The sequence below is a fragment of the Rhizobium sp. BK176 genome (genome assembly GCF_024808055.1).
This window is the reverse complement of record NZ_JANUBV010000009.1, coordinates 217,207-241,279: the sequence shown is the minus strand read 5'-3', so window position 1 is coordinate 241,279 and position 24,073 is coordinate 217,207. Positions and strand designations below refer to the sequence as shown.

21 protein-coding genes and 3 pseudogenes are annotated in these 24,073 nt (G+C 58.9%); 14 read left to right on the top strand and 10 right to left on the bottom strand.

The annotated features are described in order from the left end of the window. Positions 1 to 216 precede the first annotated feature (216 nt). The 8 genes from FHT76_RS25185 (at position 217) to FHT76_RS25150 (ending at position 9,451) form a co-directional block, all read left to right on the top strand. Positions 217 to 1,359, top strand: coding sequence for an HlyD family secretion protein (locus tag FHT76_RS25185; RefSeq protein WP_246712537.1), 1,143 nt, complete (start codon positions 217 to 219; stop codon positions 1,357 to 1,359). Beyond that, on the top strand, positions 1,352 to 2,908 hold the full coding sequence (locus FHT76_RS25180) for an MFS transporter (protein WP_183859097.1): 1,557 nt from the start codon (positions 1,352 to 1,354) through the stop codon (positions 2,906 to 2,908). Before FHT76_RS25185 ends, FHT76_RS25180 begins: the two co-directional genes overlap by 8 nt. 39 nt (positions 2,909 to 2,947) lie before the next feature. After that, positions 2,948 to 4,174: an adenylate/guanylate cyclase domain-containing protein gene (locus tag FHT76_RS25175; protein WP_183859099.1), complete on the top strand. Its 1,227-nt coding sequence runs from the start codon at positions 2,948 to 2,950 to the stop codon at positions 4,172 to 4,174. Positions 4,175 to 4,249: 75 nt separating this feature from the next. Beyond that, complete coding sequence (locus FHT76_RS25170; RefSeq protein ID WP_183859101.1) at positions 4,250 to 5,203, top strand: aldo/keto reductase; 954 nt, start codon at positions 4,250 to 4,252, stop codon at positions 5,201 to 5,203. A gap of 56 nt (positions 5,204 to 5,259) precedes the next feature. Then, a complete protein-coding gene (locus tag FHT76_RS25165; protein WP_183756786.1) occupies positions 5,260 to 5,865 on the top strand; it encodes a TetR/AcrR family transcriptional regulator in 606 nt (201 codons plus the stop codon). A gap of 146 nt (positions 5,866 to 6,011) precedes the next feature. Beyond that, the gene (locus tag FHT76_RS25160) at positions 6,012 to 7,805 is read left to right on the top strand and encodes an acetolactate synthase 3 large subunit (RefSeq protein WP_246712538.1); all 1,794 of its coding nucleotides are present in this window, start codon (positions 6,012 to 6,014) and stop codon (positions 7,803 to 7,805) included. Next, the gene (gene mug, locus FHT76_RS25155; RefSeq protein ID WP_183859103.1) at positions 7,802 to 8,353 is read left to right on the top strand and encodes a G/U mismatch-specific DNA glycosylase; all 552 of its coding nucleotides are present in this window, start codon (positions 7,802 to 7,804) and stop codon (positions 8,351 to 8,353) included. Before FHT76_RS25160 ends, mug begins: the two co-directional genes overlap by 4 nt. Positions 8,354 to 8,428: 75 nt before the next feature. Continuing rightward, positions 8,429 to 9,451: a GlxA family transcriptional regulator gene (locus FHT76_RS25150; RefSeq protein WP_259185938.1), complete on the top strand. Its 1,023-nt coding sequence runs from the start codon at positions 8,429 to 8,431 to the stop codon at positions 9,449 to 9,451. A gap of 6 nt (positions 9,452 to 9,457) precedes the next feature. Here FHT76_RS25150 and FHT76_RS25145 read toward each other — a convergent pair whose 3' ends face one another. The 6 genes and pseudogenes from FHT76_RS25145 to FHT76_RS25115 all read right to left on the bottom strand — a co-directional run bounded on the left by FHT76_RS25145 (position 9,458) and on the right by FHT76_RS25115 (position 16,457). Further along, a complete protein-coding gene (locus FHT76_RS25145; RefSeq protein ID WP_183859107.1) occupies positions 9,458 to 9,751 on the bottom strand; it encodes a helix-turn-helix transcriptional regulator in 294 nt (97 codons plus the stop codon). A 47-nt stretch (positions 9,752 to 9,798) separates the two neighbouring features. Continuing rightward, positions 9,799 to 10,021, bottom strand: a pseudogene (locus FHT76_RS25140) (thiamine pyrophosphate-dependent enzyme); the annotation flags it as partial. Positions 10,022 to 10,121: 100 nt separating this feature from the next. Next, a pseudogene (locus tag FHT76_RS25135) lies at positions 10,122 to 12,946 on the bottom strand (2-oxoglutarate dehydrogenase E1 component). 414 nt (positions 12,947 to 13,360) lie between these two features. Beyond that, positions 13,361 to 13,453, bottom strand: a pseudogene (locus FHT76_RS25130) (DUF599 domain-containing protein); the annotation flags it as partial. 306 nt (positions 13,454 to 13,759) lie between these two features. Continuing rightward, on the bottom strand, positions 13,760 to 15,436 hold the full coding sequence (locus tag FHT76_RS25125; RefSeq protein WP_259129422.1) for an ATP-binding protein: 1,677 nt from the start codon (positions 15,434 to 15,436) through the stop codon (positions 13,760 to 13,762). 769 nt (positions 15,437 to 16,205) lie between these two features. Next, complete coding sequence (locus tag FHT76_RS25115) at positions 16,206 to 16,457, bottom strand: hypothetical protein (protein ID WP_183859113.1); 252 nt, start codon at positions 16,455 to 16,457, stop codon at positions 16,206 to 16,208. 381 nt (positions 16,458 to 16,838) lie between these two features. Between FHT76_RS25115 and FHT76_RS25110 the strand changes: the two genes are divergently transcribed. Continuing rightward, complete coding sequence (locus FHT76_RS25110; RefSeq protein ID WP_183859115.1) at positions 16,839 to 17,669, top strand: alpha/beta fold hydrolase; 831 nt, start codon at positions 16,839 to 16,841, stop codon at positions 17,667 to 17,669. A gap of 194 nt (positions 17,670 to 17,863) precedes the next feature. Next, a complete protein-coding gene (locus FHT76_RS25105; RefSeq protein WP_183860698.1) occupies positions 17,864 to 18,727 on the top strand; it encodes an MBL fold metallo-hydrolase in 864 nt (287 codons plus the stop codon). A 10-nt stretch (positions 18,728 to 18,737) separates the two neighbouring features. Here FHT76_RS25105 and FHT76_RS25100 read toward each other — a convergent pair whose 3' ends face one another. Next, entirely contained in the window at positions 18,738 to 18,911 is a 174-nt protein-coding gene (locus FHT76_RS25100) for a hypothetical protein (protein WP_183859117.1), read from the bottom strand. A gap of 213 nt (positions 18,912 to 19,124) precedes the next feature. Between FHT76_RS25100 and FHT76_RS25095 the strand changes: the two genes are divergently transcribed. Together FHT76_RS25095 and FHT76_RS25090 are read left to right on the top strand one after the other, a co-directional pair. Beyond that, on the top strand, positions 19,125 to 19,379 hold the full coding sequence (locus tag FHT76_RS25095; protein WP_114712520.1) for a DUF2188 domain-containing protein: 255 nt from the start codon (positions 19,125 to 19,127) through the stop codon (positions 19,377 to 19,379). Between the two features lie 2 nt (positions 19,380 to 19,381). Further along, a complete protein-coding gene (locus FHT76_RS25090; RefSeq protein WP_016553674.1) occupies positions 19,382 to 19,708 on the top strand; it encodes a hypothetical protein in 327 nt (108 codons plus the stop codon). Positions 19,709 to 19,798: 90 nt separating this feature from the next. On the opposite strand, the gene FHT76_RS25085 is transcribed toward FHT76_RS25090, so the two are convergent. After that, positions 19,799 to 19,999, bottom strand: a complete 201-nt coding sequence (locus tag FHT76_RS25085; RefSeq protein WP_183859121.1) for a hypothetical protein — start codon at positions 19,997 to 19,999, stop codon at positions 19,799 to 19,801. 116 nt (positions 20,000 to 20,115) lie between these two features. Continuing rightward, complete coding sequence (ftsZ, locus tag FHT76_RS25080; RefSeq protein ID WP_016553672.1) at positions 20,116 to 21,144, bottom strand: cell division protein FtsZ; 1,029 nt, start codon at positions 21,142 to 21,144, stop codon at positions 20,116 to 20,118. A 197-nt stretch (positions 21,145 to 21,341) separates the two neighbouring features. Here ftsZ and FHT76_RS25075 point away from each other — a divergent pair, with 197 nt between their 5' ends. Then, positions 21,342 to 21,557 (top strand): hypothetical protein, encoded by a 216-nt coding sequence (locus tag FHT76_RS25075; RefSeq protein WP_040674191.1) that lies wholly within the window; start codon positions 21,342 to 21,344, stop codon positions 21,555 to 21,557. Positions 21,558 to 21,646: 89 nt separating this feature from the next. Further along, positions 21,647 to 22,654, top strand: coding sequence for a ketopantoate reductase family protein (locus tag FHT76_RS25070; RefSeq protein ID WP_259129415.1), 1,008 nt, complete (start codon positions 21,647 to 21,649; stop codon positions 22,652 to 22,654). Positions 22,655 to 22,737: 83 nt separating this feature from the next. On the opposite strand, the gene FHT76_RS25065 is transcribed toward FHT76_RS25070, so the two are convergent. Beyond that, entirely contained in the window at positions 22,738 to 23,895 is a 1,158-nt protein-coding gene (locus FHT76_RS25065) for a pyridoxal phosphate-dependent aminotransferase (RefSeq protein ID WP_183859125.1), read from the bottom strand. Between the last annotated feature and the right edge of the window lie 178 nt (positions 23,896 to 24,073).

Sequence of the window (24,073 nt, the reverse complement as noted above, 5' to 3'; positions counted from 1 at the left end):
AAACGAATAGCAGTACCGGCGAGAATTCATGAAACAGTCCTTTTCGATACGATACGTATCGTATATATGAAGCGTCTCAGGATTCTTACGGTTGACCGTCGACGAGACGGCCCGCCTTCCAGCGACGGAAGCGGCGAACGAATTCTGCAATCGCGGACCGCGAGGTCCATCACGACGGATGAAGTCATGGCGTGGTCAAAGAAAAGGAATTGGAGCTTGGCACACGAAAACAATGTAACGGCGCTCGTGCCGCAGCCGGGGGAAGCAAAAGCGTCGGCGGCTCCCACGGCTCCGGTGGCGGCAGTCCGCAACCGTTCATCGTTGATCGTCCCCAGTTCGGCAATCATTATAGCACTGGGCGCAGTGGTCGCAGCCGGGGCGAACTGGGACTCATGGGTCGCCGCGCGAAGCGTTCAATCTACCGACGACGCGGCGGTTTTTGCCGATGTCTCGTCCGTAAGTGCGCGCATCGGCGGGACGGTCGAGTTGGTGCCTGTAGCCGATTACACGCGTGTCAAAACCGGCGATCTTCTTTTTTCGATCGATCGGAAGCCATACGAAGTGGCATTGCGTTCCGCCGAGGCGAAGCTTGAGGCCGCGCGCGCCCAGCTCGAAGACAATTCGACGCAGCGTACTTTTCAATTCACGCAGATCGACGTGGCTGCGGCGCAACGCCAAGCGTCGGAAGCCGATAAGGTCCAGGCGGACAAGGAGCTCCAGCGTCAGACCCGGCTGGGCTTGGACGGCCGAGCAAGCTCCGTTCAAAACCTCGAGAAGGCTACGGCGGCGTTCGAGCGAGCTTCGGCGAATTCCAAGACCGCCAAAGCGAATGTAGATGCGCAACAGGTGAAGCTGGAAGTCCTCGCAAAACAACGCGAAGTCCTGCAGGCGAATGTCGACCTGGCCGAAGCGGACGTCGCTGCTCGGCGGCTGGACGTCGGGTATACGACCGTTCGTGCGCCGATCGATGGCATTGTCGCCAGACGAAATGTGCAAATCGGCAACTATGTGAGCGTTGGCACCAGTCTCATTTCGATCGTCCCTCTTCCCCATGTGTACGTTCTTGCGAACTACAAGGAAAACCAGCTCTCGAGAGTTCGCGAAGGGCAATCGGTAGAGGTGACAGCGGACCTCCTTCCCGGAGAGACGTTTCATGGCGCCGTCTCGAAGATTTCGCCTGCCAGCGGCTCGACCTTCGCCCTGCTTCCACCCGACAACGCCACCGGCAATTTCACCAAAGTTGCTCAGCGCCTGACGGTTCGCGTCGAGCTCGATGCAAAGCAGCCGCACTTCGAAAGGCTTCGGCCAGGAATGTCGGTCATCACGAAGATAGACACCGAGGCCGAAGGCCATGACTAAGACCGGAAATGGCAGCGACCTGCCGCGGCAAGGTTTTGTTGCCGTGGCAATGGTTCTGGCGTCGATATTGACCGCGTTCGACGTCCGGACGGCAAACATCGGCCTTGCGGACCTGCGCGGAGCGTTCGGGTTGAGCTTCGACGAAGGCGCGTGGCTGAGCACGTTTGCGACAGCGCCTCAGATACTGGTCGCCCCGAGCGTCGGCTGGTTGATAGCCGTCTTTGGCGTCAAGCGGGTGATGACTGTGCCCGTGGCGCTCTACTCGACGGTGTCGGTTCTCATCCCCTTCCAGCATTCGTTCGAAGTGCTTGCAGTTCTGCACGCGCTGCGAGCTGTGGTCCTCGGAATGTTCGTCGGCGCAACGCTGATGATAGCGTTCAAGAATCTCGACCGCAGGTACTGGATCTTCGCGCTGGCTTTCTACGTGCTCCGGATACCGTTCGCCCAGAATCTCGGTCTCTACACGGCGGGAAGCTACACCCAGACGATCGGTTGGCAATGGCTGTACTGGCAGGGCGCCTTGATTGCTCCCATGGTCGGAATCCTGTTCTGGTATGGCGCGAAGCCGGTCGTAACGGACCGGGAGTTGCTGAGCCGTGCGGACTGGGGCGGCATGGCGCTCTTCGGCGTCGCCTTGACCACGCTCTATTTTGCATTGGATCAGGGGAATCGATTGGATTGGTTTCGATCTGGAATGGTCGTTTCATTGATGATCGCCAGCGCTTTTCTGGTCCTCGTATTCCTCTTGCATGAGGCGCGCGTAACGCATCCGTGGGCGCATATTTCCGTGCTCTTCTCTCGGAATGTGGCCTTGGGCTTTGCGGCAATCGCTTGTTTCATGACCACCAGCTTAGGGAGCTCGCTTCTCGAGCCGAACTTCCTGGTCTCGGTCACGCGACTGCGCCCCGAGCAAGTGGGCGATTTTTCGGCGCCGCTTGCTATTGCACTCCTCCTGGTAGCCACCGGCACCGCTGTGGTGCTGGTAAGGACGATCAAGCAGAGGGCCACCCTGATCCTCGGGTTCTCATGTTTTCTTGTCTCGGCATGGTTGGGCACCCAACTCACCAACCTGTGGGCGCTGCCCGAATTCCGTCTGATAGTCGTTCTTCAAACGTTTGGAGAAGAGCTGGTGTTCCTTGCCGCCGTGGCAACGCTTTTCAGCAACGTGAATCCTGCGCGGGCCGTGTCGCTCACAGCATATGTTCAGGTCATGCGTCTGATCTGCTCTGAAACCGTCGCCACCACGATGACGACCTGGATTCGGCAGCGCGAGCAGTTGCACTCCAACCTCATCGGTCTTCACGTCACCGGCACGACGCCCGGATGGAACTCGATGCTCTCCAGTCTCGGTTCCGGTTCCTCGAGCGGTTCGACGTCCGCGGATGCTTTGAAGCGGGGATTGGGCGTGCTCGCTTCGATCGTGCAAAGGGAGGCTAATGTTCTAGCCTATATCGACGGGTTTTGGCTTACGTTCGCTGCAGCGGTCGCTGGACTGCTCGTTGTTTCTCTCATGGCTCCCTCACCCGCGCATCCACTTACGACCCGCTAAAATCGCAGATTCTTGCCAACAGACTGCTTTGACATGCCAATGAAAGACAACCGAGTTGCAGAGTTGACCGCCTGGCTGATGCAGTCGGGCATCGAAGGAATGCCCGAGGCCGACTTGCTGGCCGGCTTCTGCGTACGTTGCGCGGCGTCTGGCGTTCCGGTGGAACGAGCCAGTGCGGTGATCGAGGCGCTGCATCCCATGTACGAGCGTCGCGCTTTCAGATGGGACGCTAATCAGGCGATCGAGAGGTTGTCAGAGTTCGGATTGGGAACGGGTGGAAGCCTCGCGATAAACTGGGAACGGACCGCCTTCTTCTACCTGCGTACGACTGGCGACCTCGAAGTAAGGAGGCGCTTTTGCCATGGTGATGCGGGTGACTTTTATCTGCTCGACTCCATGAAGGCAGATGGGTTCACAGATTTTGTGGCCTTAGCACATAGGTTCGGAGACAACGGAACGATCGGGGAGATCGATTGCTTCTTTTCGCAGTTTGCAACACGAGCACCCGGCGGCTTTTCGAAAGCGGATCTCAACGCGCTTAAAGCGCTCGCACCCTGTCTGGCGCTCGCGACGAAGTGCGTCGCCATCAGCGGCGTCGCGCAGACAATTGCCAAGGTTTATCTCGGTGAGGATGCCGCACGACATGTGCTGCTCGGCCGGATGCGTCGAGACAAGACCGATCAGATTGCCGCCGCTCTCTGGTTCTCGGATCTCGCGAACTTCACCCGCATCTCGGACCTATCCGATCCGCAGGAGATCATCCCGATGCTCAACGACTACGCAGAGGCGGTCATTTCGTCGGTGAATGCTGCAGGCGGCGAAGTGCTCAAGCTGATGGGCGACGGCACTCTCGCGATCTTTCGAGGAGCTACTGCGCAGGAGGCCTGCGCTGCAGCGCTGCACGGGCGGGGCTTGCTCGACAAGAAGCTCGTTGATCTGAACGCGCGCCGCAGGATCGAAGGCCGCGCCGTGACGGAAGTCTATCTGGCTCTGCACTTCGGCGACGTCTTCTACGGCAATATTGGCGGACGGGAGCGATTGGATTTCACGGTCATCGGACCGACGGTGAACGAGGTGAGCAGGATTGCCTCGCTCTGCCGCTCGCTCGAAAGGGACCTCCTGATATCGTCGACATTTGCCTCAGCGCTGGAGGCGGACAACGGAGGTTGCCTGCTGTCGGTTGGCGCTCACACTTTACGAGGGGTCAGCCGTGCTCAAGAACTTTTCACGATCGAACGACGGGTCGACGTGGATGCCTCGCAGTAATTTCGACCGAGACATCTGTTGCCGTAGCGCAATGAGCGCTGTCGCATCGATGTTTTCTCAACCAAGGAGCATACAATGAAAGAAACGGTAGCGCCTCGCGATCGCCGCCTTCCTCTCCTGGACGGCCGCGGCCATATTCCGGTTGTCGGCTTCGGGACGTTGATACCCAGCCCTATGGCGACAAAGAACGCGGTCAAGCTGGCCATCGAAAGTGGCTTCCGCCACTTCGACTGCGCGGAGCGCTATCTGAATGAGCATGTGATCGGGGAAGCTTTACAGGATGCATTCAGCGCCGGGTTGGTCGGCCGCGAGGACATCTTTATCACCACGAAGCTGTGGAACACCAATCACAGGCCAGAGCGGGTCGAGGCCGCGTTTGAAGCGAGCTGCCTCAGACTGCAGGTGGACTACGTAGACGCATACCTCATACACACGCCGTTTGCCTTTCAGCCGGGAGATGAACACGATCCACGCGATGAGCATGGCGCCGTCATCTATGATGATCAGGTGAACTTGATCGACACATGGCGCGCGCTGGAAGCACTTGTCGATGGCGGGAAATGCAGGGCGATCGGTCTCTCCGACGTCACATTGCCGAAACTGAAGCTCGTCGTCGAAGCAGCAAGGATAAAGCCTGCCATCGTTCAGGTTGAATCACACCCTTATCTTCCTGAATGGGAGATGCTCGAGTACTGCAAGCGGGAAGGAATCGTATTATTGGCCTTCGCACCCCTGGGACATGGCATGGAACCGAACCTCCTTGAGGATCCGGTGATCCAGAACGTCGCCAGCCGCCTTGATATGACTCCAGCCCAAGTATCTCTTGCATGGGCCGCTCAGCGAGGAACAGCCTTTCTGACGACGTCCGTAACGCCAAGTCGCATCATGGAAAACGCCAACCTGCTCTCTATTCCCGAGGAAGCGCTGGTCGAGATCGACCAGAAGATCGAGACCGAGATCCGGTTCAATTCGGTCGTCGACACCGGCGTTCCAGGCTTCATCCCGCGCGCGCGACCGTCAAGCTTTTAAATAAGCCTCGCGCTTCGCGGTTGATCCTGACCTTCAACCTGAGTTACCCCTGAAGTATGACCAGTCTGCCAAAGCCTCTCGCCAAACCTCGCAAGTCCACCGGAGCCCGCCGCAATCCCGAGGCGGAGGCGGCCGTGCTTGCGGCGGCGCGCGAAGTGATCTCCGAGAAGGGGTACATCGGATTTTCGGTCGAGGAAGTCGCTCGCCGGGCGGGATCGGGCAAGACGACGATCTACCGATGGTATCCTACAAAGGCGGACCTTTTCATCGCGATCTACACGGCGGAGCGCCATCTTTCAGTTCCAGTTCCCGATACCGGTGATCTTTTGGACGACCTGGAGCAGTACACTGTCAGCTTGTGGCGCTTTTGGGCCTCGCATCCTGCCGGCGCGGCATTGAAAAGTCTCATTGCCGAAGCGCAGGGCGCGTCCGAGGCTCTGGACGCATTGCGGGAGCGGTTCCTGCCCGCCCGCACCGCCGACGTGAGACAGATGCTGAAGAGGGGCGCGGAACGAGGTCAGGTTCGCGCAGAGGACGTAGACGACAAGGTAACTCTCTGGGTCGGCCTAAGCTGGTTCAAACTGCTGGTGAACGAGCTTGATCAGGAACTGAGCGTCAGAAGGCTCATGGCGCACATCGCTGGAATACCCCCGGCGCCATGAAGCTCAGGCGTCGGTAGTGACGCTGGCAGCAATGGACGCGCATCTGTCCGTTTTTGCCCCCAGCAAGACAATTCGGTCATGCTCGAATTCTATATACTGGCGCGAAAGCGAAGTGGAAGCTTTCTCGTACCGAATGGAATTTAAGGATGAAACCAAACGAATACGCTATGCCGTCCGCGCCGGACGAAATGTCGGGAGCGGAGATGGTTGTTCGGGCGCTTGCAGATCATGGCGTCGAAGTGCTTTTCGGATACCCCGGTGGCGCCGTTCTGCCGATTTATGATGCCATGCTCGACGAGCCGAGGCTGCGGCATATTCTGGTTCGCCACGAGCAAGGTGCCGCACATGCGGCTGAAGGCTATGCGCGCTCCAGCGGAAAGCCCGGCGTCGTGCTCGTCACGAGCGGCCCCGGAGCGATCAACACCGTTGTCGGAATTGCGGACGCGCTGATGGACTCGATCCCACTTATCGTGATCACGGGCCAAGTGCCTACGCATCTGATAGGTACGGACGCGTTCCAAGAGGCGGACACTATCGGTATAACCAGGTCGTGTACCAAGCACAGCTATTTGGTCAGAAGCATCGAGGAACTGCCCCACGTGTTGCATGAGGCGTACCGTATCGCAACCACTGGCAGGCCGGGTCCAGTCGTCATCGACATCCCCAAAGATATTCAGGTCAAGGTAGGAAGATATGTCGGGCCAGCGGAAGCGCGACCTCTGCATCGGTTTGAGCCGCAGACCAAGGCATCCCCCTTACTTATTGACCAGGCGATAGCCTTGTTGGCGAAAGCACGACGGCCGATCATCTACAGCGGCGGCGGGATAATCAATTCAGGCCCAGCGGCGAGCCAGCGGCTTAGACAGTTCGCGGCTCTTCTGGGCGCCCCGGTCACATCGACGTTGACAGGTCTGGGTGCGTTTCCTGCTTCCGATCCGCTTTGGATTGGAATGCCTGGGATGCACGGCGCCTACGAGGCGAACCACGCGATGCACGACTGCGACGTGATGTTTTGCGTGGGCGCCCGGTTCGACGATCGCGTCACGGGTAGGCTGGACGCATTCTCTCCCGGTTCGCGCAAGATCCATGTCGACATCGATCCCTCGTCAATCGGCAAGGTCGTCCAGGTGGACGTCGGGATTGTCGGTGACGCCTGCTCGGTGCTCGACGACATGATCGCCGCTTGGCCGAAAACCTCGACCACAAGCCGCCAAGACCAGCTCTCGGTCTGGTGGGAACAGATCGAAAAGTGGCGATCACGCAACGCCTTCGGCTACCGGAAGTCCGACGAGGTCATCAAACCACAATATGCCATCGAACGATTGCGCGCCCTCACCCTTAACCGGGACGTTTATGTGACGACCGAAGTCGGGCAGCACCAGATGTGGGCAGCACAGTTCTTCAGCCTGGATGAACCGAACCGCTGGATGACTTCAGGCGGGCTTGGCACAATGGGCTACGGCCTCCCCGCAGCAATCGGGGCTCAACTCGCCCATCCGACGAGCACGGTCATCGATATCGCCGGAGAAGCCTCCATCCTGATGAATATCCAGGAGATGTCCACGGCGGTGCAGTACAAGCTTCCCGTCAAGATCTTCATTTTGAACAACGAGTACATGGGGATGATCAGACAATGGCAAGAGTTGCTACACGATGAGCGATATAGTCACTCCTACTCGGAAAGCCTGCCCGATTTCGTGAAGTTGGCGGAGGCCTACGGCGCCAAGGGAATGAGAGCTGAGATCCCGGCGGAACTGGATGGAAAGATCCTTGAGATGCTGGCCCACCCCGGTCCCGTAATCTTCGACTGTCGAGTAGAAAAGACGGAAAACTGTCTGCCTATGATTCCATCCGGAAAACCCCACAACGAAATGATCCTTTCGGACGAGGCGGTCGATCTGAGTTCAGTGATCACCGGGGATGGCCGCGCACTTGTATGAGTGAACGAGGTCCCCAGAACGAGGCGCCGGGCCCCACGGTCTCACCCGCGGGGCTGACGGACGTCTTGGCGCCTGACCTCTCTGTAGTTTTCTGCGGGCTGAACCCGGCGACCTCTGCTGTCCGGGACGGGCACAACTTTTCATCACCGAGCAACCGGTTTTGGCGCGTCCTTCATCTTTCCGGCTTCACCCCGTATCTGTTGCGCGCGGATCAGGAGCGCCAGGTTCTGGAATACGGTTGCGGCGTCACGGCCTTCGTATCTCGTGCGACAAAAAGCGCCGTCGAACTCGGTCCCCAGGACTACGCCTCCGCCGCGCCGGAATTCGAACGCAAGTTACGGGCTTTTCGGCCGAAAAGGCTGGCGTTCCTTGGGAAGCCGGCATTTGCCAGTCTCTGCGCATCGCAACGCTTTGACTGGGGCCGGCAAGCCATGACATTCGCCGGCGCGGAGGTCTGGGTACTGCCCAATCCCAGCGGGCTAAATCGATCGTTTTCGCTGCAGCGCCTTGTTGAGGAGTACGCTCGTCTCCGAGCGAGTTACGAGTAAGTCGATGCCAAAGTACTATTGTCCGACAGCCACCGCCGCCGGCAAAGTAGGCGCGGAAGATTTCGGCGGACTCTGGTGGCCGGCGCGAGGAGTAAGCTCATGCGCATAGCGATACTAGCCATGCCCGGCGTGCAAATGCTGGACGTCGCGGGACCGATGGACGTCTTTTCTGAAGCGAACAAGCTCATTAATGGGAGGACCGGATACGAGCTAGCTGTCGTCGGGCGGGACAGGGAGCCGGTCGTGGCGTCTAACGGCGGGCGCCTGCTCCCTGATCGGACCATCGACGAATCGCTGGAAGGGTTCGACACGCTTTTAATTGCTGGCAGCCCGCGCGTTCAAGACTTCGAGGCGGACCCCAAGTTGGTCGATTGGGTGAAGAGCGGATCCGTCCAGGTGCGCCGGCTGGCTTCTATCTGCACCGGAGCTTTTTTGCTGGGCAGCGCAGGCCTTCTCAACGGACGACGCGCAACGACGCACTGGAATTCCACGACAAGGCTCAGAAAGATGTTCCCAGCGATCGACGTCCAGCCGAATACGATTTTCATCAAAGACGGAACCGTCTACACCAGTGCCGGTGTAACGGCGAGCATGGATCTCGCACTCGCGATGGTCGAGGAAGATTTCGGTCGGGGCGTGGCGCTGAGGGTCGCGAAAGAGCTAATACTTTTCCTGCAGCGTCCAGGCGGTCAGTCGCAATTCAGCGTGCATCTTGAAGCTCAGGTCTCTGAAATGGGGCCTATTCGCGAGATAACTCAATGGGTAGCGGAACATATCGCCAATGATCTCGCCGTGGAGACGCTGGCGTCTCGTCTTGGGATGAGCGCGCGCAACTTCGCCCGCACGTTCAAACGCGAAACTGACATGACGCCAGGGGACTACGTCGAAGCCGTCAGGGTGGATGCCGCGAGAAGAATGCTTGAAGAGGGCGACGTTCCCTTGAAGCGCGTAGCAGCCTTGTGCGGCTTTAACGATCAGAGCGCCTTTCGGCGAGCTTTCGTCCGCCGCATCAACGTCACGCCGGTCGAATACAGAAGTCGCTTCCGTCGGGGCGTTACCCCACCGCCAAAAGAAATATTCACTGCGACGGGCGCTTGAGCCGGCCTAAATTTCTGTTGTGAGCTGATGCAGAAAGCTCGATATGGCTGCCTCATTCCTTCGGTAGAACTTCCACTGCCCGATCTTCCTGGCGCTCAGTAAATCAGCGTCCGTTAGTACTTTGAGATGACCGGATGCCGTCGACTGAGCCATTCCGTCGCGCTGGAATTGGCTGGCGCAAACCCCTAAATCAATTGGATATCCCTGCGGCCCAAAATACCGGTCAGGATCCTTCAGCCACTTTAGGATATTTAGTCGCGTCGGATGGGCCAGCGCTCTGATGATGGTCGCGGAATCCATATCTGATTTCCTAGTTGTCATTTGCCGTTTGCAGCGTTGGCGAACGGCCTCCTCGAGAGTTCCGCCATAACTGATCGCGGGCTCATGCCGGCGGCCAGCGTGTGCCCGCGCCCCCTGTAACTGGTGATGACCTGATCGCCGTGGATGAATGCGGCCCGCATTCCCATCGATCACCTCCTGTCGGATGTACAGATGACAAAAGCCGCCAATCAGGCCTGCCCCATACATCTGGCCTGCGCGCTCCTCGAAGCGCCGTATCAAGAGCATCATCCGTAATATTCAAGTAGGTCAGCCGCACGCGACCGCTTAGTGCTCTCGTTGGCTGTTTGAAGTTCAAGTTCCATTCGATCGGCCCGTCCAGTCTAAGAGATCAATCGGTAGCGAAGGCCCGGTCCATTATCGCCTGGAGCTCGGCGACGTGCCGTGCCATCTGTCCAGTAGCAGTAGAGGCCGACGCGGCGCGGCCGATATAGGTTGGCCGCTGCGCCAGGCCGCGTCCCTGCCCCGATGACCACTCCACGTAGGCTTCGACGAAAGACCAAGCGCCCATATTCTTCGGCTCTTCCTGGCACCAACATATTTCGGCTGTCCCGAACCGGTTCAGCTCGAGAGCAAGCGCCTTTGCGGGGAACGGATAGAGTTGCTCGAGCCGCAGTATGTAGACGTCGGTGACGCCGCGCTTGCGTCGTTCTGCCTCGAGATCGAAATAGATCTTGCCTGAGCACAAGAGAACTCTTCGCATCGACGGAGTCTCGACGAGGTCGCCGTCGTGAGAATGAGCGGCTTGCGAAAAGGCCGCGTTACCTGTCGTCTAAGCAGGTGGAAGTAGTTGGCAGGAGTAGTGCAATTAGCGACCTGCCAGTTGCCCTCTGCGGAGTTCTGCAGATAGCGCTCGAGGCGAGCCGACGAATGCTCAGGCCCCTGTCCGTCATATCCGTGTGGCAAGAGGCAGACCAAGCCTGACATGCGCAGCCATTTTCTTTCGGCCGACGACAGGAATTGATCGAATATCACCTGGGCTCCGTTTGCAAAATCTCCGAACTGAGCCTCCCACATGACGAGGCAATGCGGCTCCGCCAAAGAGTAGCCGTACTCGAATCCCAGCACGGCAACCTCAGACAACATCGAGTTGAAGGTTTCGCACGGCGCCTGGTCTACGCTTAGATGACATAGCGGTAGATAGCGGTCGCCGGTCTCCTGATCGATGATCACGGAATGACGCTGAGAGAAGGTTCCCCTTTCGCTGTCTTGGCCGGACAGGCGCACGCGATCGCCTTGTCTCGCAAGAGAACCCATGGCGAGAGCCTCGGCCGTAGACCAGTCGAGATCCCGTCCGCTCTCGACTGCCTTGCGGCGAGCTTCGAGGAACCGGATGACGGTCGGATGCGCTGCAAAGCGATCGGGGAGAGCAGTTATCGCCCGCCCGATATCCCGTAGCACTCCGAGATCAACACCTGTCGGACTATCCGACGTTTCTTCGCTTTCAGGTTCACCACGTTCCAATCCCGCCCATCGGCCGTCGAGCCAGTCGCCTTTGTTGGGCCGGTAGCTCTTTGACGCTTCCAGTTCTGTTTCGAGATAAGCCGACCATGTTGCCCCGGCTGCGTCAACGTCGGCTTCGGTCATAATCCCCTCGGCGACAAGCCGCTGGACGTACAGCTCCAGACTTGACCGATGCGATCGTATTTCCCTGTACATCGCCGGCTGCGTGAATGAAGGCTCGTCGCCCTCGTTATGGCCGAACAACCTGAAGCATATCAGATCGATGACCGCCGGCCGGTGAAACGTCTGCCGGTACTCGGTCGCAAGCCGCGCGACCCATGCAACGGCTTCCGGATCGTCTCCGTTGACGTGAAAAATGGGAGCATCTACGGCCTTGGCGACGTCGGAAGGGTAAGGAGAAGAACGCGCATAACTTGGATCAGTCGTGAATCCCACCTGATTGTTTATTATAAGATGGACTGATCCACCGGTTCGATAGCCCTTTAGCCCAGACAGCCCCAGGCTTTCCGCGACGACGCCTTGGCCTGCGAAGGCCGCATCTCCGTGGATCAGCAACGGCATCACGCTTGATCGCTCGACGGAGTCACCCCTCTGCTCCTGCTTGGCCCGCACCTTGCCCAGAACGACGGGGTCAATGACCTCCAGATGGGAGGGGTTCGCCACCAGCGACAAATGCATTTGCCTGCCATCGACGATGCGGTCCGAAGAGGTTCCAAGGTGATACTTGACGTCTCCAGATCCCTCCACGTCGTCAGGAAACGAGGCCCCCCCCTTGAACTCGCTGAAGATGGCCCGGTGCGGCTTTTTGATGACTTGGCCCAGTACGTTGAGGCGCCCTCTGTGGGCCATGCCCAGGACCACTTCGGCAACGCCCAGTTCAGCTCCCCGCGCTATTATCTCCTCAAGTGCGACGATCGTGGTTTCCGCGCCATCGATCCCGAACCTCGTCGTACCCACGAACTTCTTGCCGAGGAAGCGTTCAAACCCGGTGACCTCGACAAGTGTCTGAAGGATGGCACGCTTCTTCGTCCCCTCCGGCTGATACCTCTGCCCTTCGACCTGCCGTTGCATCCATTCGCGCCCGGCGGGGTCGGCAATGTGCATGTATTCAAAGCCAATCTTTCCGCAGTACGCGCTGCGCAAGGCCGAGACCAGTTGACGTGCACTCGCCGACTCCAAGCCCATGACGCCGCCTATGTAGACCGGACGGTCCAGATCCACGTCTTCAAACCCATGGAACGATGGTTCCAGTTCGCGGTTCTGTGCGCGTGGACTCAAACCGAGGGGATCCAGGTCCGCCGCAAGATGTCCTCTGGTCCGGTAACTCCCGATCAACGCCAGGGCACGCGCGGTGTCCCGTGCGTCAAACTCTGCAGAGACCGTACGATCGCCGGTCGCATCAGCCTCGGCTTTTGCCGACACTGTCTGCTGCCAGTTGCCGTCCAGCGCCGCGATGAGTTCACCTTGAAGTGGAACGGGCCAATTCGCATCCTTCCATGACGCCCCCTTCGCGACGTCGCCGATGTCGTCGCCAAGCTGGTCGAAAAAATCGCGCCATTCGGGACCCACGGAGTTCGGATTCTTGGCGAACATCGCCTGTAGCTCCTCAACATAGGAAGCATTCGTGCTGTCGAGGAATGCGGTCTGGCGGAAGGCCTCGTTCGCTGGCTGTCTTGTAAACGCGCTGTTCATTTCAGCACCCAGGTTCGGTTGTTTCACACACTGCACTTCGTTGACCGAGCGGACTGCGTGCCAACACAATAGCAGGATGGCTGTTGTCCGAAAGCGGCTTCAGAAGGCAATTCCGGACAAAGGCCCTGCAGATCCTGCCGATCGATGCGCCTACAATCTGCCACTGTGCTCGCTCCTCCAATTGCACCATGGTATCGGGAATTTCTCCACGGGGCGCAGACCCTCTGACCAATACCTAAGTGCACTTAAATCGTCTGCCGCAGCGGGTTACCCTGGACCTGTCGTTGACCTCCCACTCTCGAACGCACGTTCAAGACCGGCGACATGTCCCGGCGCCCTCCCCTCCGCCGGGGCCAGCGGCCTACGGAGGCCCGCTTGGGCCGTCTCTTCCGCCTAGAGACGGCCCACCTTTCGATCGCGCGTCAGCACCTCGCGCATCCAAGCACGCCGGACTACCACCATATCCTTCGAGAGGTTGTCATTCTGCATAGGCCCGCCGAGCGCCATCAGCGGCTCGATCGCGACCCAGACAATCGCAAAAAGCAGAGTGCAAGCACATCGAGCATTTACCGGTGCCTCTCGAACCTTCCTACCGTCGCAGCGACTGCGTGCCTTCGCGACCATGTCACCCGATGCAGCACACCTAGGCTAAGCAACGAAAACCATTGCATCGTACGACAAGCGTCCGCGACGGCGTGACGACAGCGGATCGTCAAGGGTGCAGGGGCTAATCATCGAGTGTTGATGACTTAACGGAACTTACTTTGACCGTCCAAGCTGAGCCATTGCACGATCATATTGCACCCTCACGGCTTAGGCCGACGATTTCGACGGGGCCTGCTTTTCCGACGCTTCGTGCGTCGGAAGGACGAACGAAAAGCATGCTCCCGGCTCACGCGCGTTGGCGGCGGCAGATATACGCCCGCCATGATTTTCGACTATCGTTCGACAGATCGAAAGGCCGACACCAACACCCTTCGCTTTGGTCGTGAATAATGGTTGGAACAGCTTTTCCAGCGTCGTCTTGTCCAGTCCAATCCCGACGTCTCGGACACTCACGAGCACACCGCCGGTCCGATCGTCATAGATGGTCTCGATCCGGACAATCCGGGGGCGATCATCAACGGAAGCCATAGCCTCGATCGCGTTCAACAGCAGGTTTAGCATCACCTGCTGCAAATGGATCTTGTCGCCGGCGACAAGCGGTATTCTGTCGGACAGGCTGGTTTGTACTGTAGCGCCGCCCTTCTCCAGTTCGCCCGCGATAAGCGCTACGACCTCATTGACGGCATTGTTGATATTCACCGCTGCTGAAGTCGGCGCGGCCTCAGCGAACATCGCTCGCATCCGTTGGACGATTTCCGTTGCCCTCACTGCGTCTCTCATTGTTCGTTTGACCGACTCTGCAACACCGGAGAGATCAGGAGAATCTAAAGCCAGCATCCGCGCGCCGGCGTCTGCATTCGCCCATATTCCCGATAGCGGTTGGCTCACCTCGTGCGCGAGCGAAGCTACAACTGCTTTAAGGGTGGCAAGCCGGGTTGAATGGGCAAGCGCTGACTGTGTTGTGCGTAGCGATTCCTCACCGCGTTTGTGTTCGTCGATATCGGTGGTCGTTCCAACGAACTTCACCACCTGACCCTCGCGGTCCCGTAGCGCAACCGCTTGATGCAAATGCAGGTGGTAGCTTCCATCGCGGGCGCTAAGGCTTCGTGTCTCGAAGGAAAAGTCTTGTCCTAGCTGAACACCCCGACGGAAAATCCGAGTTGCCGCGTCTCTATCGTCCGGATGAACAGCGTCCATCCATGAGGCTGGATGTGACGTGATATGAGCCAAAGACTGATCGGCAAATTCCAATCCGGAGCGGTTTACGAACTCGGGAGTGCCGTTCGGCTCGAGCATCCAAGCGGATACCGGGAGGACGTCAAGGAGCGCGACTTTCTTTTCCAATTCGGCGTAAAGATCGGCGCTTTCGAAGGAGATCGCGGCCTGCGATGCAAGATGTTCGAGCACCGCGACTCGATCCGGAGTGAACACGCAGGGTGCGAAGTTGTTTTCGAGAAAGAGTATCGCGATGAGCTTCGACTGCGAGAGGATCGGAAGCGCAAGTGTCGAACGCATTCCTCGCGAGAGCACCGTTTCGTCGCGACCGTAGACAGCGTCGGTTGATGCATCGTCGAGTATCACCGGTTCGTTCGTTCGGATCACGTATTGCAAGATCGCCATCGGCAACTCCTTGAACATGCCGACTGCATCATTTCGTGCTTGGACCTCAATGCCGGAGGCCCGAACGACAGCCTCCGCTTTGATCGTCGCCGCATTATCGATGATGAAGATCAGGAGGCCCCGCTCGGCGCCTGCATAATCCACGGAGATCTGCAAAAGACGCCCAACGAGTGTAGAATGGAGGAGGTTGCGGGAAAGAGCCTGCGAGAATCTGATCGCGGCCCCGGCGTCAAAGGGTATCCCAATCGGTTTCTCGGATTGCACATTGGAAAGAGCTTCTCGCAGGGCCTCATTCTCCAACACCTTGCGTCTGAGAATAGTCTCAAGGCTGCGCACCCGATCTTCCAGCTTCTTTGCATTGCAACTGCCAGTCACAGGCTGGTCGGAAACCACGGCCACCGCGCCTCCCTCGCTCAGGCGCCGACGCCCGCAAAGAAGGCTCGGCGCAACTCCATGTCGTCAAGCCGCCGAGGAGACGGTCTCCCAAGGGCATAGCTCGCGGCAATGATCTTCAGTTTGCGTTCCGTTGTCCAGCGCCATCACCGACGTCGCGTCGGAACGCTAAGCGAAGGGTTGCGCAGGAAAGCTGGTGACGCCGATCGCACAGACGATCGAGAAGTCCGTTGCTGCCTCTCGATTTCGCGCCACACCAGCCAGATTGCCCTCGCCCACTGCCGCAAGGAAAACTCATCGCGTCGATCCGATCCATTCAAAACTCCCCGTGCGAAATCTTTGCACACTGGCAGATCCTACACCGTCGAGTGCCAGCGTCGATTGTACCAGGGTCTCGCCGACACCATCGTACAATGGCGGCGCTCCGGAATTGGTGACACGGTTCCGCCCGCCACCCTCGAACTCACGTCAACATGCGCGCGACGATCCCGACGACGTGGCGGGCCTGCAACCCAGGATAATTTTTGGAGCTCAATTCGAGGGCTCGGCAATTCGCACAGTTTTCGAACTTGACGTTGCGCTGATCACGCCAGCCTCGCCGCCGGCACCGCCGCGAATGCGATCGCGTCACAGCGAGCAGCTAGTTCAGGCTGTAGAGGCAAGGATTGATGTCGTCGTCGACTCGATCGGGAAACAGTTGCCTACGGGCTCGCTTCAAGGCTTCGACCTCCAGGCGATGCTGCTGGAGAAGTCGGTGGCTCACGTCATGGAATGGCGCGCCATCGGACTGCGCGATGCGGACAGTGCCGCCGTGCGCAAGAAACTCGCAGAACGACTGCGCGGAACGGAGCCGCGTGGTGATCTCGATATAGCGGTTTTCGTCAGCGTTCATCAGATCGCCTCCCTTCCAGGAAGGTCGATGCTGACTTTGGCGATATCATGGCCAGTGCCCCGTTGAATTCGTAGACACTCCGTGTTCCCAATCAGGGACCGATCTATAACGAATGCGTCCCATGCCCCGCGTCCGTCCGAAGGCACGACCGGCTAGCTTCTCCTGCGCACCATTTCTTCAAAACGGCATCTTCCATTCTGTAATATTTGCCTCAAGTTACCGTTGGTTCGCAGCGCCGCTAAAGCCGCGTCATGATGATGACGTAGTACGGCAGCGCGGTGGGCCAGCTCTAGCCGGACGCTCCATAATATGGGCGCCGGAAGGATGCTGGCGTGCCTTGCCACCATCGAAGCAATCACATCCAGAAAGAGGGACCTGATCATGCCATTCATCAAGACCACGGACGGAACCGAAATCTTCTACAAGGATTGGGGTCCGGCCACCGCCCAGCCTGTTGTTTTCCATCATGGCTGGCCCCTCAGTGCAGACGACTGGGATGCGCAGATGATGTTCTTTCTGGACAAGGGCTATCGGGTGATCGCCCATGACCGGCGTGGCCACGGCCGCTCCAGCCAGACGTGGCAGGGCAACGAGATGGACACCTACGCGGCGGACGTTATCGCGCTAGCCGACGCGCTCGATCTCAAGAACGCCATCCATGTCGGCCACTCGACCGGCGGCGGCGAGGTTGCTCACTATGTCGCGCGTGCGAAGCCCGGCCGGGTCGCCAAGGCCGTTCTGATCGGCGCCGTCCCCCCGATCATGGTCAAATCGGACAAGAACCCCGGCGGCCTGCCGCTCGCGGTTTTCGACGGGTTCCGTGCGGCGCTCGTCGCCAATCGTGCGCAGTTCTTCCTAGACGTACCCACCGGCCCCTTCTACGGCTTCAACCGCCCGGGTGCCAAGGTCAGTCAGGGCGTCATCGAAAACTGGTGGCGGCAGGGGATGATGGGTGGTGCAAAGGCGCATTACGATTGCATCAAGGCCTTCTCCGAAACGGACTTTACCGAGGATCTCCAGCGAATCTCGGTACCGACCCTGGTGATGCATGGAGACGACGATCAGATCGTTCCCTATGCCGACTCCGCTCCGCTTTCGGTCAAGCTCTTGAAGCACGGCATACTCAAGACTTATGCCGGCTTGCCACATGGCATGTGCACAACGCACCCTGAAGTTATCAACGCCGACCTGCTGGAGTTCTTCCTGGATTAAGCATGTGGATCCGCGGCTCCGTTCGTCACGGCTGCCGCTATGCGGATGAGTATTCGCAGGTGAGTGCGGTCGCGCTCGCCTGCGACACATGACGTATCTGCCCAGCAAAGGAGACGGCTGTGACTACACGAGACAGCATTCCAAATGGATTATCCCGACGCGACCTGCTGAAGCTGACGGCTGCAGCAGCGGCGATGCTCGCTTCCCGCGATGCCATCGCGGCCGAGTTCCATCGCTTCCATCACGGCGCGTTCGACATTACGGTCGTCAGCGACGGTTTTCTAACGCTCCCGGTCGAGATCCTGCTGCCCGACGCCACGCCTGAAGAGCGCAAGGCGATCATGCCGCGGCTCGGCGGAACTTCGGCCGCCGCTCCGGTCCAGGCCAACATCCCGCTGATCCGCCACGGCGACGACCTGATTCTCATCGACACCGGTTCCGGCAGTCATTTCCAGGCAAGCGCGGGTAAGCTGGCCGCCAACCTGCAATCCATCGGCGTCGCGCCGGAGGTGATCACCAAGGTGGTTTTCACTCACGCTCACCCGGATCACTCGGGCGCAACGACAACAGCCGACGGCAAGGTGCTTTATCCGAATGCGCAGTATTTCGTCAGTGAAGCCGAATGGAACTTCTGGACCGACAAGGACTATGAGACGCATCTGCCGTCGGTGCTTCACGATTTTGCCCGCGGAGCGCAACGGGACCTTTTTGCCGTCAAAGACCGTCTGACGTTGGTTCGGCCCGATCAGGAGATCATTCCAGGCATGCGAATCCTGCAGAGCCGCGGGCACACGCCCGGCCACATCTCGATCGAATTGGCTGGAGACGGTGGTCTGTTGATTACGGGCGACGCCTGCACCAACGACGTAATCTTCTTCGAACATGCCGCCTGGCATTTCGGCTTCGACACCGAGCCGGAGGTTGCGTTGAAAACCCGTCAAATGCTGTTGGATCGCGCCGCCACCGACAAGCTGAAGATGCTCGGCTATCACTGGAGTTACCCGGGCGTCGGCTACGCCGAACGCAAGGACACATCCTATCGCTTTGTCGCGGCGTAGCTTTAAAAGGCTACTGCGCGTCGGCGGATTCTGCCGGCGCGGCGGCTGGTTGCGGCAGTTCCTCCGCAATTTCTTCAGCAACGGCCGAAAGATCCAGATTTCCCCAGATCGACGCGGATTGGCGGCGCTCCTGGCGGCGCGAGGATTTAACTTCGACGATGAACGGCTTCGACTGAGCGCGCATGTGGTTCCTATTGAAAGGCGTTGAACGAATCCATCAACGTCTCAAACCTATGAAGCGTTCCCCGCTCGCGCAAGATCGTTCTTCACACTGAATCCAGCCTCACACAGGCCAGGCGTCGATGGGAACAAGCATCTGGCGACCTGCGTTCCAGTCTTGCAATTTGTAGGAAGCCGTCCCGCAAATTCCTGAGAAAAGTTCTTGAAGGAATGATCGATGTCGATTACCTACCACGTCGCCGAACACGATGGCGCCTGGGCTTACCGCCTGGACGATGTCTGGTCGGAAACTTTCCCAACTCACGAACAAGCACTGGCAGCGGCCAAACAAGCCGCGGAGCGACAACAGCTCGATGGCCAGGATGCGGACATTACATATCAGCGTGCAGACGGCAGCTGGACAACGGAACGGTCGAACGGAGGCGACCGTCCCGAGGCCGATGTCGTCGATGACGCCAAGGAAAAAGACTAGGAATGACCATCAAAGAACGTTTTCTGAAGCAGCAGCATGCATGGATGCTCGGCGCATGCTATTCCCGCAAACATCCAGACTTCCAGCGCTATGGCGGCGTCGATGTTTCGATCTCGCCTCGCTGGAAAGACAGCGTTGAAACCTTCGTCAACGACATGCTCGATACCCTGCCCCGGAGCCTTGCCGAGCGCAGGCTGGCGCTGAGAAACCCACGCCGCCCCTTCGAGCCGGGCAATGTGGAATGGGTGTTCGCAAGCAAGCACTACGGCCTTCGCGCCCCTGATGGCACCCGGCCCGAGATGGCGGACGTTCGTTCCCGCCGAGCGTAAACCGCTGTTTACACAATCATACCCTCGCCGGCGACGGACATTTACCCAAATGTCTTTCGCCGGCGAACTGTTTCGAGAGCGCGCTCCTAGCTATCGCGGCCGCCGCGCGTTTCTCATCGCTGCAATCACGATAATTCCGACCGCTGCAGCAAGAGCACCCCAATAAACCCAGGGCGTCTGGTTGATCATGAAGCTCTCTGCGGGATAGGGAAAATAGCCGCTGCCCTGCCCCATCCAAACGAGCCCGACTAGAATAAGCAGGCCAGCAACAAAATAGGCAATCTTGGCCATTCGACATTCCTCAGCATCGGTTGCGCAATCCGAGATTGGTAAGCGCAAGGCGACGTCGAAACAAACGAAATCAGGGCAGATCTGCGCATCTCGGCGGATGCGCAGACCGCGAGAACCTATTGCAATGTACGGGGCTGCATATCCTGACCGAGCGCGATGCCCTGGCGCGGCTGTGTCGCGTTGCTCGCTCCGTCCAGGCCTGTCGCGACAACCGAGACGCGGAACTTGCCGTCGAGATTACGATCGAAGATCGCGCCCACGACAATGTCCGCTTCATCCTGCACTTCGTCACGAATGCGACTTGCCGCCTCGTCCACCTCGAAGAGAGTCATGTCCGAGCCGCCGGAGATCGAGATCAGAACGCCCCTGGCACCCTTCATCGAGATATCGTCCAGCAGCGGGTTGGCGATCGCCGCCTCCGCTGCCTTCATCGCGCGCCCCTCACCCGAAGCCTCGCCTGTGCCCATCATCGCCCGGCCCATGCCGCGCATGACGGATTTCACGTCCGCGAAGTCGAGGTTGATGAGACCTTCCTTGACGATCAGATCGGTGATGCAGCCGACGCCGGCATAAAGCACGCGGTCGGCAGTCATGAAGGCATCCGCGAAGGTGGTCTTTGCATCGGCGATACGGAAAAGGTTCTGGTTCGGGATGACGATCACCGTATCGGCCGCTTCGCGGAGCGCCTCGATGCCGACATCGGCCGTTTTCATGCGGCGATTGCCTTCGAAGGTGAAGGGCTTCGTAACAACTCCAACTGTCAGAATGCCGGCGTTGCGAGCGGCCTGAGCGATGACCGGTGCCGCTCCGGTTCCGGTGCCGCCGCCCATGCCAGCGGTGACAAAGCACATATGCGAGCCGGCCAGATGATCCATGATCTCATCGATCGATTCTTCGGCAGCTGCGCGACCGACTTCCGGCAGCGAACCGGCGCCCAACCCTTCGGTCACATGCGCGCCAAGCTGGATACGGCGGGATGCCTTCGAGGTCGCCAGTACCTGTGCATCGGTATTCGCCGCAATGAACTCGACGCCTTCAAGATTTTCCGCAATCATATTGTTGATGGCATTGCCACCGCCGCCGCCGACACCAATTACTGTAATTCTGGGCCGCATTTCGGAAATCCCGTTCTTGGCGTTCGTCATCGCAATCTCCTTCGTGCGTTTCGTTGTGGCTCCGCCGCTTATTGGGAACCGAATCGAGCATCAGACTAATCGCGCAACAAGGCAGAGCCGGGGCGAAAGAACAAGATGAAGCGCAGTTGAAACTTTATCCGGAACCTTTTTTAGCCCTCGTGCATTATGTTGAATCATCCCCTGCCAGAGAGAGGAGTACCGTGCAGATGCCTACATCAGCCACCCGCCAGTCAGTTACCCCTCCAAACGAGCACATCCTAACAGCCCAGGAGGCCTTGGAACCGCTCTTCCTCAAGATCGAAGAGGAGGCCGAGGTCCGGATGATCGGCGCCGCCATTCGCGCTGGCTGGTCTGCAGAAGACGCGGTGGCAGCCATCGATGAGCTTCGCCGCAACGAACTTCTTCCCCGCGGCGGCCACTAAAAAGCTTGGGCGGCTTCAAAATATCACTCGCCTTGAAGGAGGGATGACCTAAGTTCTGCGCGGTCCATCAAACGCGGAAAGATCATCCCATGCCCTTCAAGAATATCTGCATCTTCGGAGCCGGTGCACTCGGCGGCGCCATCGCTGCCAGGCTTGCCTCGTCGCTCGGCGCAGAGGCAACGGTTTCCGTTGTTGCTCGAGGCGCCCATCTGGCCGCCATCCGAAGCGAGGGGCTGCGTCTCATTGAACCCGGTGCGGAAGCACCACTCACCGTGAACCTTGCAGCGACAGACGATCCCCGAGAACTGCCGCCACAGGATCTCGTTATTACCGGGTTGAAAGGACATCAGCTCAATGCCGCAGCGGAAGGCATCGGCGGCCTATTGAAGGACGGCACGCGCGTCATGATGATCCTGAATGGCATTCCGTGGTGGTATTTTCATCGCGATCAGGACAGCGGTCATGCGGAACTGCAGTTTGAGGAGCTCGACGAGGGCGGCAAGCTATGGCGTTTTGTCGGCCCGCAGCGCGTAGTCGGTTGCGTCGCCCATCAGGGAGCCGAAGTCAGCAGGCCCGGCGAAGTCAGGCTCAGCAACAGAGGCCATTTCATTCTCGGCGAGCCCTCCGGCGAAATCACCGCTGATTTGGGTGACATCGAGGCGCTGCTGCAGCGCGCCGACATCGGCGTGAAACTCTCGAGCCGCATCCGCGACGATATCTGGAGCAAGCTGATGGGCAATGCCTCTTTCAACCCGATCAGCGCTCTCACCAGATCGTTGATGTCCGATCTCATGGCGGATGCCGCCATCGCGGATCAGATCGGCAAGGTCATGAAAGAGGTGAAGGCCGTTGGGGAGGCACTCGGGGCGAACGTGGGAATGTCGGTGGAACAGCGACTGGAACAAGCCCGACAGATCGGGCCGGTGCGCACCTCGACGCTGCAAGATCTTCTTGCGGGAAAGTCGCTCGAGATAACGCCGCTGGTGGGGATGCTCGTTTCACTCGGTCGCCTGACTGCAACTCCGACGCCGGTGTCCGAAACGATTTTGGCTCTTGTGTCGCAACTCGACCTCGAAAATTGCCGTCCCGCGAAGTGAATGCGAGAGCCGAGCAGCCTGCCGAACCCCCGGCAAGCTGCTTACAGGTTAATCGAGAAAATCTTGGCAAGCCACTGGGATATCTACTTCAGCCAGTCGGCCATGCGGTCAACTGCTTCGACGATTTCGACTTCCGAGCCGGCATAAGACATGCGCATCGATCGATTGCCCTCCAGTGGGTCGAAATCCAGGCCCGGCGTTGCGGCAACATTGATCTCGGCCAACATTCGCTTGGCAAACGCCATGCTGTCATTGGTGAACCGGGTGACATCGACATAGGCATAGAAGGCGCCATCCATCGGCGACGCGATCGATAGCCCGATTTCCGGCAGACGCTTCAATAGAAACTCGCGATTGGCCGCATAGCTCGCCTTGTAGATATCCAGTTCCGCGCTCGCGCCGAGCGCCGCAGTAGCCGCAATCTGTGAGAGTTCGGGTGGCGAGATGTATAGGCTTTGTGCAACGCGCTCGATCGGGCGCACCAGCCGCTCGGGCAGCACCATCCAGCCGATGCGCCAGCCGGTCATGCAATAGTACTTGGAGAACGAGTTGATTACGATCGCTTCATCGGTCAATTCCAGCGCGCTGGTTTCCTCGCCGGCAAACGTCAGCCCGTGGTAAATCTCGTCTGAAATGAATGCGATCGACTCGGCTGAGCAGTAGTCAGCCAGCACCTGCAGTCCCTGGCGACCGGTTACCGTACCCGTCGGATTGGCAGGGCTCGCCAGCAGCACGCCCTTCAGCTTGACATTGTTTGTCTTTTGCGCGGCCTCAAGGCTTTCGGGCGTCAAAGTGAAATGAGTTTCGGCCGTAACCGGCACCTCGATCACTCTGAGGCCAAGCGCGCCGAGAATGTTGCGATAGGCGGGATAGCCCGGTCGGGCGATCGCAACCGCGTCTCCGGAATCAAACAGCGAAAGAAACGCAAGGTTGAAGCCAGCGGAGGAACCGGTAGTTATCGCGATGCGTGAGGGATCGATTTCCAAAGCGTGTCTGTCACGATAATGCGCGGCCAATGCATGTTTCAGCCTTGTCGTGCCGAGCGCGTCCGTGTAGCCGATCTTGCCTTCGACAAGTGCTGCGCGCGCAGCCTCCAGTGCAGCGCGGGGCGCGGGATGAGAGGGCTGGCCAACAGCCATGGAGATGACGGGATGACCGCTTGCTCGCCGCTTCGTCGCTTCGGCCAGGACATCCATGGCATGAAAGGGCTCGACTTCGCTGCGTTGGGAAATAGAAAACAAGGTCGCTTCTCTCTAACTTTGCGTGCGACCAGACAATTGCCGCAATAATCGGATCATCACAATCCCGCGATTGAACAGCGGATACGAAAATTCCTGTTTGAAGACGACAGGACGCACCGTAACTTGGCGGCATCGGAGTTCCGCCGTTAACCGTGCAGTGTTATCCGGCGCCTAGAAC

Coding starts and splice junctions, on each gene's coding strand:
- ftsZ (WP_016553672.1), bottom strand. CDS start 21,144: ATGACGAACGCCAAGAACGGGATTTCCGAAATGCGGCCCAGAATTACA.
- FHT76_RS25090 (WP_016553674.1), top strand. CDS start 19,382: ATGACCATCAAAGAACGTTTTCTGAAGCAGCAGCATGCATGGATGCTC.
- FHT76_RS25175 (WP_183859099.1), top strand. CDS start 2,948: ATGAAAGACAACCGAGTTGCAGAGTTGACCGCCTGGCTGATGCAGTCG.
- FHT76_RS25180 (WP_183859097.1), top strand. CDS start 1,352: ATGACTAAGACCGGAAATGGCAGCGACCTGCCGCGGCAAGGTTTTGTT.
- FHT76_RS25145 (WP_183859107.1), bottom strand. CDS start 9,751: ATGGATTCCGCGACCATCATCAGAGCGCTGGCCCATCCGACGCGACTA.
- FHT76_RS25115 (WP_183859113.1), bottom strand. CDS start 16,457: ATGAACGCTGACGAAAACCGCTATATCGAGATCACCACGCGGCTCCGT.
- FHT76_RS25160 (WP_246712538.1), top strand. CDS start 6,012: ATGAAACCAAACGAATACGCTATGCCGTCCGCGCCGGACGAAATGTCG.
- FHT76_RS25085 (WP_183859121.1), bottom strand. CDS start 19,999: ATGGCCAAGATTGCCTATTTTGTTGCTGGCCTGCTTATTCTAGTCGGG.
- FHT76_RS25170 (WP_183859101.1), top strand. CDS start 4,250: ATGAAAGAAACGGTAGCGCCTCGCGATCGCCGCCTTCCTCTCCTGGAC.
- FHT76_RS25165 (WP_183756786.1), top strand. CDS start 5,260: ATGACCAGTCTGCCAAAGCCTCTCGCCAAACCTCGCAAGTCCACCGGA.
- FHT76_RS25105 (WP_183860698.1), top strand. CDS start 17,864: ATGCTCGCTTCCCGCGATGCCATCGCGGCCGAGTTCCATCGCTTCCAT.
- FHT76_RS25070 (WP_259129415.1), top strand. CDS start 21,647: ATGCCCTTCAAGAATATCTGCATCTTCGGAGCCGGTGCACTCGGCGGC.
- FHT76_RS25110 (WP_183859115.1), top strand. CDS start 16,839: ATGCCATTCATCAAGACCACGGACGGAACCGAAATCTTCTACAAGGAT.
- mug (WP_183859103.1), top strand. CDS start 7,802: ATGAGTGAACGAGGTCCCCAGAACGAGGCGCCGGGCCCCACGGTCTCA.
- FHT76_RS25100 (WP_183859117.1), bottom strand. CDS start 18,911: ATGCGCGCTCAGTCGAAGCCGTTCATCGTCGAAGTTAAATCCTCGCGC.
- FHT76_RS25075 (WP_040674191.1), top strand. CDS start 21,342: ATGCCTACATCAGCCACCCGCCAGTCAGTTACCCCTCCAAACGAGCAC.
- FHT76_RS25095 (WP_114712520.1), top strand. CDS start 19,125: ATGTCGATTACCTACCACGTCGCCGAACACGATGGCGCCTGGGCTTAC.